The organism is Methylobacterium sp. TK31, from assembly GCF_055361545.1.
In genome coordinates, this window is record NZ_CM143964.1 from 3,009,097 (window position 1) to 3,021,727 (window position 12,631).

General features: G+C 65.5%; 12 protein-coding genes. 5 read left to right on the forward strand and 7 right to left on the reverse strand.

Annotated elements, in window-relative coordinates:
• Nucleotide 1: 1 nt before the first annotated feature.
• Together ACXJY8_RS13930 and cynS are read left to right on the forward strand one after the other, a co-directional pair.
• On the forward strand, nucleotides 2–982 hold the full coding sequence (locus ACXJY8_RS13930) for an ABC transporter ATP-binding protein (RefSeq protein ID WP_463769820.1): 981 nt from the start codon (nucleotides 2–4) through the stop codon (nucleotides 980–982).
• 49 nt (nucleotides 983–1,031) lie between these two features.
• Nucleotides 1,032–1,520: a cyanase gene (cynS, locus tag ACXJY8_RS13935; RefSeq protein ID WP_463769822.1), complete on the forward strand. Its 489-nt coding sequence runs from the start codon at nucleotides 1,032–1,034 to the stop codon at nucleotides 1,518–1,520.
• A gap of 314 nt (nucleotides 1,521–1,834) precedes the next feature.
• Here cynS and ACXJY8_RS13940 read toward each other — a convergent pair whose 3' ends face one another.
• The 6 genes from ACXJY8_RS13940 to ACXJY8_RS13965 form a co-directional block, all read right to left on the reverse strand.
• The gene (locus ACXJY8_RS13940; protein ID WP_463769824.1) at nucleotides 1,835–2,944 is read right to left on the reverse strand and encodes an aldo/keto reductase; all 1,110 of its coding nucleotides are present in this window, start codon (nucleotides 2,942–2,944) and stop codon (nucleotides 1,835–1,837) included.
• Between the two features lie 50 nt (nucleotides 2,945–2,994).
• The gene (gene larB / locus ACXJY8_RS13945) at nucleotides 2,995–3,696 is read right to left on the reverse strand and encodes a nickel pincer cofactor biosynthesis protein LarB (RefSeq protein WP_463769826.1); all 702 of its coding nucleotides are present in this window, start codon (nucleotides 3,694–3,696) and stop codon (nucleotides 2,995–2,997) included.
• A complete protein-coding gene (gene larE / locus ACXJY8_RS13950; protein WP_463769828.1) occupies nucleotides 3,693–4,520 on the reverse strand; it encodes an ATP-dependent sacrificial sulfur transferase LarE in 828 nt (275 codons plus the stop codon). The genes larB and larE overlap by 4 nt, the downstream gene beginning before the upstream one ends.
• Nucleotides 4,517–5,812: a nickel pincer cofactor biosynthesis protein LarC gene (gene larC / locus ACXJY8_RS13955; protein WP_463769830.1), complete on the reverse strand. Its 1,296-nt coding sequence runs from the start codon at nucleotides 5,810–5,812 to the stop codon at nucleotides 4,517–4,519. Before larC ends, larE begins: the two co-directional genes overlap by 4 nt.
• A gap of 110 nt (nucleotides 5,813–5,922) precedes the next feature.
• Nucleotides 5,923–6,375: a response regulator gene (locus ACXJY8_RS13960; protein WP_463769832.1), complete on the reverse strand. Its 453-nt coding sequence runs from the start codon at nucleotides 6,373–6,375 to the stop codon at nucleotides 5,923–5,925.
• Nucleotides 6,372–7,463 carry a sensor histidine kinase gene (locus ACXJY8_RS13965; protein ID WP_463769834.1) on the reverse strand — a complete coding sequence of 364 codons (1,092 nt, stop codon included), beginning with the start codon at nucleotides 7,461–7,463 and terminating at the stop codon, nucleotides 6,372–6,374. The genes ACXJY8_RS13960 and ACXJY8_RS13965 overlap by 4 nt, the downstream gene beginning before the upstream one ends.
• 313 nt (nucleotides 7,464–7,776) lie before the next feature.
• Between ACXJY8_RS13965 and ACXJY8_RS13970 the strand changes: the two genes are divergently transcribed.
• Entirely contained in the window at nucleotides 7,777–10,200 is a 2,424-nt protein-coding gene (locus tag ACXJY8_RS13970; protein WP_463769836.1) for a PAS domain S-box protein, read from the forward strand.
• 137 nt (nucleotides 10,201–10,337) lie between these two features.
• A complete protein-coding gene (locus ACXJY8_RS13975) occupies nucleotides 10,338–10,541 on the forward strand; it encodes a ribosome modulation factor (RefSeq protein ID WP_463769838.1) in 204 nt (67 codons plus the stop codon).
• A 44-nt stretch (nucleotides 10,542–10,585) separates the two neighbouring features.
• On the opposite strand, the gene ACXJY8_RS13980 is transcribed toward ACXJY8_RS13975, so the two are convergent.
• A complete protein-coding gene (locus ACXJY8_RS13980) occupies nucleotides 10,586–11,374 on the reverse strand; it encodes a Crp/Fnr family transcriptional regulator (RefSeq protein ID WP_463769840.1) in 789 nt (262 codons plus the stop codon).
• 748 nt (nucleotides 11,375–12,122) lie between these two features.
• On the opposite strand from ACXJY8_RS13980, the gene ACXJY8_RS13985 reads away from it, so the two are divergent.
• Nucleotides 12,123–12,629 (forward strand): cupin domain-containing protein, encoded by a 507-nt coding sequence (locus ACXJY8_RS13985; protein ID WP_463769842.1) that lies wholly within the window; start codon nucleotides 12,123–12,125, stop codon nucleotides 12,627–12,629.
• Nucleotides 12,630–12,631: the final 2 nt, after the last annotated feature.

Consider the following 12,631-nt stretch of genomic DNA (forward strand, 5'->3'; position numbering starts at 1 on the left):
CATGGCCATCCTGGTTCCCTTCCGTACCCGACCCTCAGACTCGACCGGAGACGCCCGCATGTCGGCCCAGAGCATGCCGTCGCCGGAAAAATTCATCTCCATCGAAGGCATCGCCCGGCGCTATCCGGCCCCGGGGGGCAAGAGCACGACGGTATTCGAGAACCTGTGGTTGCCCATGCGGCGGGGCGAGTTCGTCTGCATGATCGGCCATTCCGGGTGCGGCAAGACCACGGTCCTCAACATTCTGGCCGGGCTCGAGGCTCCGAGCGAGGGCGTCGTCATCGTCGATGGGCAGGCGATCGAGGGCACCAGCCTCGATCGGGCGGTGATCTTCCAGGGGCATGCCCTTCTGCCCTGGCGCACGGTGCTGGGCAACGTCGCCTACGCGGTCTCCTCGCGGTGGCGGAAGGCTTCACGTGTCGACGTGAACGCCCGTGCCGAGAAAGCCATCGCGACGGTCGGACTCGCGGGCTCCGAGCACAAGCGCCCGTCCGAACTGTCGGGCGGCATGAAGCAGCGGGTCGGCATCGCGCGTGCGCTCGCCATCGATCCCAAGATCCTGCTGATGGACGAGCCGTTCTCGGCGCTCGACGCCCTGACGCGGGGGACGCTTCAGGACGAGGTACGGCGCATCTGCGTCGAGACCGGCCAGACCGTCTTCATGATCACCCACGACGTCGACGAGGCGATCTACCTCGCGGACCGCATCGTACTGATGACCAATGGACCGCAAGCCAAGGTCGCGGAGATCGTCGAGAATCCGTTGCCCAAGGTCCGGGACCGCACGCAGCTGCACCACGCACCGGGCTACTACGCCCTGCGCAACCACCTGATGGACTTCCTGGTCAGTCGCTCGAAAACGCTGCGGGACGCGATGCCGGCCGGCTACGACCCGCGCCACCCGCCGGTGATTCGCCCGAGCCTCAGCGAAGCCGATGCCGCCGCCCTCTCGGCGGACGCTGCTCCCGCCCGGCGCGCCTGACCTTCCCTCTTTTGACCTACCTCTTTCAACCTATCACGGAGTGCAAAGCATGAAGCGCGAAGACCTCACCGAGAAGCTGCTCGACATCAAGCGCGAGAAAGGCTGGACCTGGAAGTACATCCAAGACGAGATCGGCGGTATTTCTCCGATCCTGATCACCGCCGCCTGCATGGGCCAGATGAAGCTGCCGAAGGCCCAGGCCGCAAAGGCCGCCGCTCTCTTCGGTCTCTCCCAATCCGAGGAGCGGATGCTGAATGAGGCACCCTATCGCGGCTCGATCGCGCAGATGCCGCCGACGGACCCGCTGATCTACCGCTTCTACGAGCTGGTCATGGTCTACGGCACCACCTGGAAGGAGCTGATCCAAGAGGAATTCGGCGACGGCATCATGTCGGCCATCGACTTCAACATGACCATGGAGCGCGAGCCCAACAACAAGGGCGACCGGGTGAAGATGAACCTTTCCGGCAAGTTCCTGCCGTACAAGTACTATGGCAACGAGGAAGGCGTGCCGGATTACGGATTCAAGGAAGGCTGATCGGTCCGCCGGAGAGAGTCCTGTTGGCATCGCTCGCCGCCGGCATTCGCCGGCTGTGCCGGGTTGCTATGTGCTTCGACGGCAAGCCAATTTCTAGCCTAGGGAAGAGAACGTAGAGAACCCCGCGTCATTCCGGGTCGCCGTAGGCGAGCCCGGAATCCGGAACCGCCGACGGCGTCAGTTTCGGCACCCTCTTCGGGTCTGGATCCCTGGGCTCCGCTGCGCGGCCCCGGGATGACGTGGTGATAACGGACATCCTGCGAGAAAGTCTTCGGTGGAAAGAAAGACAACCGGCGCGAGAAGGCCGTATGGTCTTACTCCATCGTCGGCGCGAGCTTTTTCACGCTCTCGACATCCTCGCCGAGCCAGGCCGCATTCTTGGCCGTTCCGTCGAAAGTGGCGGAGGTCTTGAACAGCTCGTACTTGCCCTGCAGCGCGTAGGGCTTGCTGCGATCCAGCAGCTCGGCGACCTTCGCCTTGTCCATCGGCTTGAAAGTCTTGACCGCTTCGAACGCCTGATCGAGGTCGCGCTGGCTTTCGATGCCGGTGATCACGACACTGGTCGGCAGGTTCAAACAGAAGTGCAGGTATTCGAGTGGCTTGATCGGCGCATCGCTCTTCAGGATGACCCCGTCGCCGAAGGTCTTCATGCCCAGCGCCGCGATACCGTGCTGCACGAGATAGGGCAATACGAGGTGCCCGAACGAGCGAAAATGCGCGTCCATGACGTTGAGCGGCATCTGCACGGAGTCGAACTGGAAGCCGCGCTCCTCGGCGACCTCGAGCATCTGCAGGTGGATGCGTGGGTCTTTGTGGCCCGTAAAGCCGATGTAGCGCAGCTTGCCGGCCTTCTTGGCCTCGACGAAAGCCTCCATCGCGCCGCCCTCGGTGAAGACCCGGTCCGGGTCGTCGAAGCGCAGAATCTCGTGGTGCTGCACGAGGTCGATACGGTCGGTGCGCAGACGCTTGAGGGATTCGTCGATCTGACGCATCGCCTCCTGCTTGGTACGGCCGTCCATCTTGGACATCAGGAATACCCTGTCACGGTAGCCGCCCTGAGAGAGGGCGACGCCCATGCGCAACTCCGAGCGGCCGCCGTTGTAGTCCCAGCAATTGTCCATGAATGTGATGCCGCGATCGATGCCGGCATGGATAAGGCGGGTCGCCTCATCATCGGAGACCGCGTTTTTGCCCAGGTGGAAACCGCCCATGCCAATCGCCGAGATCTTCTCGTCGTGGCGACCGAAGGGTCGATAGAGCATCTCGCCCCGGCGCTCACCGGGATCTGTGACGAAGGGCAGGTCGGCCGGGTCCTTCGGACGGGTATTGGGCAGGCCGGGGGTGGTTACGGTCGCGCCGGCGCTGCTGGTGGCGGCGAGTCCGGCGCCGGCGGCGGCGCCCTGTAGGAAGCTGCGGCGTTCCATGTCTGCTCTCCGGTCTAAAAGGGGGGGTGATACGGGCCTTGTACGGCATGTCAGGCGCGCATCCCGTCATCGGCCGTGAAATCCGAGAGGGCACGGGCGGCCTGCAGAAGGCGCATCGCCGCGCAAGCGGCGCCGTAACCGTTGTCGATATTGACGACGGTGATCCCGGGGGCGCAGCTCGCGAGGATCGCATCGAGAGCAGTGCGACCGCCCTCGGCGACACCGTAGCCGACGGAGGTCGGCACCGCGATCAAGGCGCTGGCGACGAGGCCACCGACGACGCTCGGCAGGGCCGCATCCATGCCGGCGGCCACAATGAGGATCGGATGGGCGCGGATTTCGTCAAGCCGTCGGGTCAGGCGCCAGAGCCCGGCGACGCCGACATCCGCGAACAGGGTCGTGGCGTGGCCCTGATAGGCCAGGGTCCGCTCGGCCTCGCGCGCGACCGGAACGTCGGAGGTGCCGGCTGCGACGATGCCGATCCGCGCCGTCCCGGTCAGCGGCCTGGCCTGACCGAAGATGGCCGTGCGCGACACCGCGCAGTAATCGATCCGTGCGCGATGAGACGCTGCGAGGGCCGCGTGCTTGTCGGGATCGAGCCGCGTCAGCAGGAGCGATGCGCCGCGTGCCGTGGCGGCCTCCAGGATCGCGTCGATCTGAACGGGTGACTTGCCGGCGGCGTAGATCGCCTCCTCCAGGCCGATCCGCTCGGGGCGGGCGAAGTCGAGGACGAACTCGTCGGCAACGCTCATCGGGCCGCTCCCGTCAGAAAGGCGCTGCCGGTGCGATAGGCCATGAAGCGCACGGGAGCCTCCGGTAGGTTTACCGGCGAGCTGGCGCGAATTTCCGCCGCCAGGGCGGTCCGGCGCGGGACGTCCAGGGCGGCGAGGCTTTCGGGGTCGAGTTCCACGACGATCCCGGCCGCCCGGACGCGGCAGCGCACGGCACGGCGCGGCCCGCTCTCAGCCTCCAAGCTGCGGCTCACCAAGCCCTCGACGGCATGAATGAAGGCAAGGGTCTCTGGCTCGATTCGAATTCCGGTCTCGACCCGGCTCGACAGGCACGGCGCCGCCGGGAGTTCCGCCACAGCCCCAAGACCGAGGTCGCGGGCCAGTGCCCGCACCATGGCCTTATCCAATCCAGCCTCCACGTAGGGATGGCGCACGCCGTGCTCGCGTGCTGCGTCGAGCCCCGGCCGGTACTCGCCGAGATCATCGAGATTGGCGCCCGACACCATGGTCCGGTCAGTCACCTGGCGGATCGTTCCGTAGAGGTTGGTCTTGCAGAAGAAGCAGCGGTTGACCGGGTTGGCACGGTAGTTCGGGTCGGCAAACTCGCCAGCCTCGACCACGCGGAGGGACCAGCCCGCCCGAGCCGCTTCGTCCCGGACCCGCTGTGTCGCCTCAGTCGGTACGGCGGGCGAAGCGGCATGCACCATCAGTGCCCCCTCGGCGCCGAGGAGGCGATGGGCGGTCTCGGCCAGCGTGAGGCTGTCGACGCCGCCGCTGACCGCGACCGCGAGCGGCCCGATCCCTTGGAGGGCTTCGTTCAGGCGCGGCAGGAATTCGCTGCTCATGCCGCGCCTCCCTCCTCGGAATCGGCCTGGAGCGCCAGGGCTTCGGCGGCGCGGCGCAGGCCGGCGCGGGTGGCGTGGCCATCCTGAGCGACCGCGTCGTCCGCCTCCGCCTTGGCTGTACGCCCGCCCGGCCGATCGACCACCTTCACGCGGACGGGTTGCCCCTCGACAGTGACGGTATGCATCCGACGCGGCAGGGCAGCACCGGAGACGACGCGATGCCGCAGGCCAATCGTCGTGGTCTCACGAAAGCAGGCGGCCAGCGCCAAGTCGATCGCGCTGGCGCGGGCGAGCGCCCGGACATGGGTCATCATCCGTCCCTTTTTGCCGAAGACCGGCATCTGGACGACGTCGAAGATGTCGGGATGCGCGCGCAGGCGGTCGAGGCCCATGCCAAGATCCTCCGCCGACTGGTCGTCCACCTCGAATTCGATCACGCCTAGGTCGCGGTGCTCGCCGCTCCCCCGTGCAGCCGCCTCGTAGACGACGGCGCGCAAGCAATTGCTCAAGCCGGGCAGAACTTTCGTACCGAAGCCGATGCCCGATCCCTTCAGAACTCTCGGCGCTGCCGCCAGAGGCGGCGCGACATCCCGAAGATGGCGGAGAATCGCTGCCCCCGTCGGAGTCACGCGCTCGCCCGGTACGCCGTCGTCCAGGGTCTCGAACCCCTCGATGAGGAGGCTCGTGGCGGGCGCCGGCACCGGCAGCGGCCCGTGCTGCGTGCGGACCCGCCCAGACCCGAGGGGCAGCGCCGAAACGCTCCAGGCCTCGGCATCGAGAGCCGCGATCAGGTGCGCGGCCGCCACGATGTCGGCAATCGAATCCCAGGCGCCGACCTCGTGGAAGGCGACGGCCTCGACGGCGATGCCGTGGACCCGTGCCTCGGCCTCGGCGAGACGGCTGAAGATACCGATGGCATGGCTTCGCACGACCGGTTCGAGCGGGGAGGCCTCAAGGTCCGCACGGATGCGCGACCAGTGGCGATGGCCGTGCGCGGTCGGGGCATGGTGATGCCCCAACTCATGGCCGTGCGCATGCTGGTGGTCGTGGTCGTGATGCCGGTGGGTGTGGCCCACCTCGGCCCGGTCCCCCTCTCTCTCGCGGTGCGCTACAAGGAAGCGCCGGCCGGACAGAATGCCGTCGTTATGTCGGACAAGTTCGCACGACACCTCCGGCAGCGCGGCGCGAATGCTGGCCAGCACCCCGGATTCCTGTTCCGGAAAAGCATCGAGGAGGGCAGCGGCGAACATGTCGCCGGCGATGCCGCCGAGGGCGTCGAGGTGGATCTGCATGCGCTCTGGCGTTCGTTGTCCCGTCACCGCAAAGGGCGAACCCAACATCGGTCGGAAAGGTCCGCCGACAAGCGCCAACGCATGGGGACCGAAGGCCGCAGCGGGTGCGTTCAGTCCGCCCGGACCTGATGTGGACCGACGACCTTCGTCCAGAACGAGCAACCGCACCCGAGCGGTTGCGTGCCGTTCTTGGCGGGCGGGCTTTCGCAGGTCAGCAGGTGGCGCAGCAGCCGCTCCATCTGGGCGATCTGATAGGGCTTCTGCATCACAGGCACGGAGCCATAGGCAGGCTCGATACCGGAGACGCCGTAGCCGGTGGCGAAGATGAACGGAATACCGCGCTCGAACAGAACGTCGGCGACGGGGTAGCTACAGGTCTCCCCGAGGTTCACGTCGAGGATCGCCAGGTCCAGGTCCGTTCCACGGGCCAGGGCCACCGCCTTGTCGAGCCGCATGGCGATCTCGACCTCGCAGCCGAGGTCAAGCAGCATGTCTTCGCCGAGCATGGCGACAAGGCTTTCATCCTCGACCAGCAGGACGCGTCGTCCCTCAAGGGCACTCATCGGCCGGCCCGTCCCGACACGAGGTCCTGGCCGTGCCAGCCCAGCGCTGTCAGCGGAATCTGCAGGCGGCACGTCACACCGGCCGGCGCGAAAGCCAGCATTGCGGTGCCGTCGAACTCCATCGGGAGTTGCCGCTCGATCAACCGGCTGCCGAAGCCCTTGCGGGCGGGTTCGGTGACGGTCGGCCCACCGGCTTCCGTCCAAACGAGGTCGAGGCGTTCGCCTTCGCCCGCCGGCTCCAGGGTCCAGCGAACGCCGACCCGCCCCTCGGGAACCGAGAGCGCACCATACTTCGCGGCATTGGTCATAAGTTCGTGAAGCGCCATCGCCAGGGTTACGGCGACCTTGGGGTGCAGGCGGGTGTCGGGGCCGACGAGATCGAACCGACCGGTTTCCACCTCCGCGAGGGCATGCGGAGCGAGCGCACCCTCGACGACGCTGCGCAGGCTAGCACTCTCCCAGTTCTCCGCAGTCAGCACGTTGTGGGTATTTGAAAGGGCGACCATGCGAGCGTCGAACGTCTGACGCGCCACCGTGTCGGTCCTGCCCCTGAATGTCTGCGCGGCGATCGACTGGACCGTGGCCAGTGTGTTCTTGACCCGGTGGTTCAACTCGTTGGTGAGCAGGCGCTGGCGCTCGGCCGCAGCTTTTTCCTCGGTGATGTCGCGAACCTCGATGATCGTACCGATGATCCGCGCGTCGTCGTCGCGAATCGGGCTCGCCGTGAAGCCGACGGGGTAGAAGTGCCCGTCCTTGTGCACGAAGACCTCCTCGCCGCGCTCCTGGTTGTTCTCCGGGAAAGCCCGATCGATGGCGCATTCGGCGAGCGGAAAGGGTCGCCCGTCCGGATAGGTGTGATGCACGATGTCGTGCAACGGGCAGTCGCGGGCGAGCACCTCCGCCAGGGTGAAGCCGGTGACAAGTTCCGCCGCCCGGTTCATGTAGACGCAGTGCTGGCGGTCATCCATCAGGAAAATCGCGACCGAAGCATTGTTCAGGACTGCGTTCAGCCGCCTCTCGGTCTCGTGCAATTGCGAGCCGCGCCGTAGGGTCGGCAGGGTGGTGGTGGTCGTATCGAACGTCTGCATCGGTCCTGAATTCGGCACGAACGATCGCTTCCTGGGATTGGACGGCGGAGAGGCCGGCCGGTGAGCATCTCGAAGGCCGTGCATGTCCCATACCGCCGGCAGGGTCCAGTGGCCTGCAGGCATAGGTCTCCGTTTTGCGTCTATCGCAATCCACGGTCTGCGTGTTGGTTCCGGCGTGGATCGGTACATCGGGACAGCGCATCATCGACGGGCCGACGGACGTCGGTTAGGGAGGCGTCACGCAGCACGAATCGCGACGCGGGCCCGGTGGCTCCCGCTGCGAAGCGTTCCGTTCGAGACGACACGGGGGGTCATGGACGACGCACGCGAACAGCATCGTCTGAAAGAGTTGGCACTCCAGGCGGAGATATTAGCGCTGCGAGCGCAGCGCGATGCCATGATCCATGCGCCCAATCCGGGCCAGCGGACCTCGGCCGCGAGCGCGGACCTCCTCTTCACGGCAGCGGAGAAGACCCGCATGCCGATGATCATCACCGACCCGAACCTGCCGGATAACCCCATCGTCTTCGCCAACCGTGCCTTTCAGGATCTCTGCGGCTACGGGGCGGAAGAGTTGCTGGGGCGCAATTGCCGTTTCCTCCAGGGAAGCGGGACCGACCCCGCCGAAGTCGCGCGGGTCCGCGACGCTATCTCGGCCCGGCGCGACGTCGTCGTGGAGATCGTCAATTATCATCGCGACGGCAGCGCGTTTCGCAACGAACTCTACGTCAGCCCCGTCTTCGCCCCTGACGGACGGCTGATCTACTTCTTCGGCAGCCAGCTCGACGTCACCCGCTTCCGCACGGAGGAGGGTAAGCTCGCCGAGAGCGAGGCGCGCTACCGGACATTGTTCGATGCCATCGATGCCGGGTTCTGCATCGTCGAGATGCGGTTCGATTCCGGCAGCCGTCCCGTCGACTATCGTTTCCTCGAGGTCAACCCGGCCTTCGAACGCCAGGCCGGTCTCGGTGACGTGGTCGGCTGCTGGGTCAGCCAGGTGATCCCGAATCTCGAACCGCGCTGGCTCGAGATCTACGGCGAAGTCGCCCTAACGGGCAGGCCTGTGCGGTTCGAGAGCGGTGCGGTCGCCCTCGGACGCTGGTTCGACGTCCATGCCCTGCGCGTGGGCGAGCCGGTCCAGCACCGCGTCGCAATTCTTTTCAACGACATCACCGAGCGGCGCGAGGCCGAGACCCTGCTGCGCACCACGGCGCGGGACCGGACGACCGAGCGCGACCTCGTCTGGCGCGCCAGTCGCGACCTCCTCGTGATCTGCGGTTTCGACGGCGTCTATCGGGCGGTGAATCCGGCTTGGTCGGAGATGCTGGGCTGGCCGGCGAACGTCCTCACCGGTTCGCGGTTCGATGCCCACCTGCATCCGGACGACATCCCGGCAGCGACCGACGCCTTCACGCGCCTGACCGAGGGCAACGTCCTCGACAACATCGATGTCCGTATGCGGACGGCCGACGGCGGCGTGCGCTGGATCTCGTGGAACGCGATCCCTCAAGGCGACCATTTCTACGCCGCCGGCCGCGACGTCACCGAGCGGAAGGTGCTGGAGGAGCAGTTGCGCCAGTCGCAGAAGCTCGAGGCGGTGGGCCAGCTCACCGGCGGCGTCGCCCACGACTTCAACAACCTCCTGACGGTCATCAAATCCTCGACCGATCTCCTGAAGCGGCCAGACCTGCCGGAGGAGCGCCGCCAGCGCTACATCGGGGCGATTTCCGATACGGTCTCGCGGGCCGCCAAGCTGACCGGTCAGCTCCTCGCCTTCGCGCGCCGCCAAGCCCTCAGCCCCGAAGTCTTCGACGTGGCACGGAGCGTCGCCTCGGTGGCCGACATGGTGGGCACCCTCACGGGCGCCCGTATCCGGGTGGAGACCGAGATCGATCCGGGTCTCGCCGCAGATGGAACGCCGCTGACCTACCTTGTCGACGCGGACCCGAGCCAGTTCGACACCGCCCTCGTCAACATGGTCGTGAATGCCCGCGATGCCATGGATGGCGAGGGCCGCCTTCGAATTCGGGTGACCCGGACACTCGCGATCCCAGCTGTCCGAGCGCATCCTCGGGTCCGGGGCGACTTCGTTGCGGTGTCGGTCTCGGACACGGGCTCGGGCATTCCAGCGGAGGTACTGGACCGAATCTTCGAGCCGTTCTTCACCACGAAGGGGGTTGGTCAAGGTACCGGCCTCGGCCTGTCCCAGGTCTTCGGCTTCGCCAAGCAGTCCGGGGGCGAGGTCGTAGTGGACAGTGCCGTCGGGCGCGGCACCACCTTCACCCTGTTCCTACCGCGAAACCGCGGCGCGGTGGCGCCTCAGGCGGATCTGTCGGAACCGGCCATCCTGGCCGACGGCCACGGAACACGCGTGCTGGTAGTCGAGGACAATCTCGAGGTCGGCGCCTTCGCCACCCAGGCGCTCCAGGAACTCGGCTACGTCACCCGCTGGGTCACTGATGCGGAGCAGGCCCTTCAAGTACTTGAAGCGGCGGAGCGAGCCTTCGACGTGATTTTCTCCGACGTGGTGATGCCGGGCATGAACGGGATCGACCTGGGACAGGCGATCCGGACCCGTCACCCCGGGCTGCCGGTCGTCCTGGCTTCAGGATACAGCCACGTCATCGCCGAGCAGGGCACGCACGGGTTCGAATTGCTGCGCAAGCCCTACTCGGTGGAGGACCTGTCCCGCATCCTGCGCCGCGCCGTCGCGCTAGGCCACCCGCGCGGCGCGTGAGAGCGCCCGCACGATCGCGTCAGTGCGCTCCCAACAGGATGAACCAGACCGGAGCGCTTTGGGTTGACCCGCGACACGGCGACGAAACTGACCCAGTCCGGATCATTCCACGCCGCGCAATCATCGGGACAGCACACATGAGTGACGGCGCAACCGCGAGCGACAGCCCCTTCATCAAGGGCCGGAATGCCCGCCTCTATGGCAAGCAGCGCGAGAGCTGCCCCTACGCCGAGGGAAGCGAGGACCGTGCGGCCTGGATGCAAGCATTCGAGGAGGCATCGGACGACCAGTCGGCGACCGAAGCCGGCACCGTCGATCCCCAGTCTACCGTAAAATCCTGAGCAACAGCAGCGAGTTGGGGCAGCGGCTGCCGCTCCGGCTCGCCTCAGCCATCCAGGCTCCGCTGCCCGAGCTGCAGGTAGCTCGGATTGAATTCCGCCAGTTCGCTGAGACGCGGCCAGTCGAGGATGGTCAGCCGCCGCCCGGAGAGCGCGATGAGACGCTGTCGCCGCAAGGCCTGGAGTGAACGATTGACGTGTACGTTCGACAATCCGACCGTGACGGCGATGTCGCTCTGGGTCAGCGGCAAATCATAGGTCATGCCCCGTGCGAGCCCGACGCTGCTCAGGCGCACTCGGAGTTCGCAGAACAGGTGCGCGATGCGCTCCACTGCGGTGCGGCAGCCAATATTGACGATCCACTCGCGCAAGGTCGCCTCGTTGACGAGAATGCTCATCCGGAGGGCTTGGCGTATAGCCGGGTGCTGACGGGCGACGGCTTGCAGTGCTTCCGACGTGACCCGTGCGACGCGGCAGGGTGAGAGCGTACTGACCGTATGATCCATTCGGTTGATGAGGCCGGCTTCGAGATGGCAATGGTCGCCCGGTACGAGATAGGCGGTGATCTGGCGCGCACCGTTCTGACGGAACTGGTTGCGACAAGCGAAGCCCCGAAGAACGATCAGCACGCCATCGACCGGCTCTCCTTCGCGCAGAATGTCGGTATGGGCCGGATAATCTCTCGTTGTCGTCACGAGTCGCGACAGAGCATTCCGATCCTCGGATGACAGGTCGTGAAACGCGTCGAGCTTCTGCAGGAACGGAGACGCCGACGATTCCGTCGCCGAGAAGATGGGCCGGTCGACGACCGCCGAGCTGCTGAGGGCCTGCACCATCTCACGAACTCCCGATTGCGATGTCTTCGATGGCAACGATCCCGCCAGCGCCCGTAACCACTCTAGGTCGTGGTCTCCTCGTTTGCATCAAATCGATCCCGTTGTTAGACGTCGTGCGATTCCCTCAAATCCGTCGTGCAAGTAAGCCCGCAAAATACAATCGACGCAAGTGCAGTTCTCGAGTCCGATCTGTATGATGCCATCACTCGACTGTATGTTCGATACCCAACAAACAAATGTTATACTGTCGTGCCATCGTGGTTTGGATGATGACTTTTCGATTCCGTCTCGAACGACCGTGTGTCGCGAGGGGTCGCTCGGTGTACTTCACCGTCCGGCAGGTCGTCGCTGCGGTTGGGTTCTCCCTTCTGAGAATTCGCCCATCCGGCGCAAGCGATGATGTGGGACCTGATAGGTCCCTAGCGACGCCGATAGGCCCGATCCGTAAGTTGGATGCGAGAGTATGATCACAACGCACAGTCAACTCACTTCTCTGGACATTCTCCGGGTTCGCGTCGCCAGGGTGATGGCAGAGCATGATTCATCGATTGCCGAGGTCGTGACGAGGAGCGCAATTTCTGAATGACCGGCCGGCCAGCCGGCCAGTGATCGATCGTGGAATAATCCCGTGACGGCACCGAATATTGTTGATCGTGTTTACGAAAATCCTATTTGAGAGTTTATTAACGAAACTCGGCCGAAGGAATGCTGAGTAACTTTGAAAAACTTGCGGATCCGATGCGTTTCCGTGAATCTGATCCGGAAGATCTGCTCAAGGTGCCGGATGGAAATCGCACGTTTGCTTCACACGTTCGCGGGGCCGCTGATGGCTCTCGTCGGGACCATGCCGTCCTGGCGCCAGGTTTCCGGCCCTCCCCCGCTGCGCGAGGGGCCGGTGCGCAGGACCCACGATTTCCCGGCGGTTCAGCCGAAGGAAACCGCCTATTGGCCGGAGCGCTCGCATATCCTGTCGGGCAAACCGGAGCAGACGGCGACCTACATCTACAGGAGCCCCGACGACCTCTTCGCGGCTGGAATCTGGACCTGCCAGACTGGAAAGTTCCGCATCGATTTCGGCCGGGCGGAATTCATCCAGTTGATCGAGGGTGTCGTGACGGTCACGGACGCGGAGGGCGTAGCGAAGACCTACCGGGCTGGCGACGCTTTCGTGACGCCCGCCGGATTTTCCGGCACCTGGGAGGTGATCGAGCCGGTCAAGAAGCACTTCACCTGGTACGGCCCGGAACCGGTCTGATA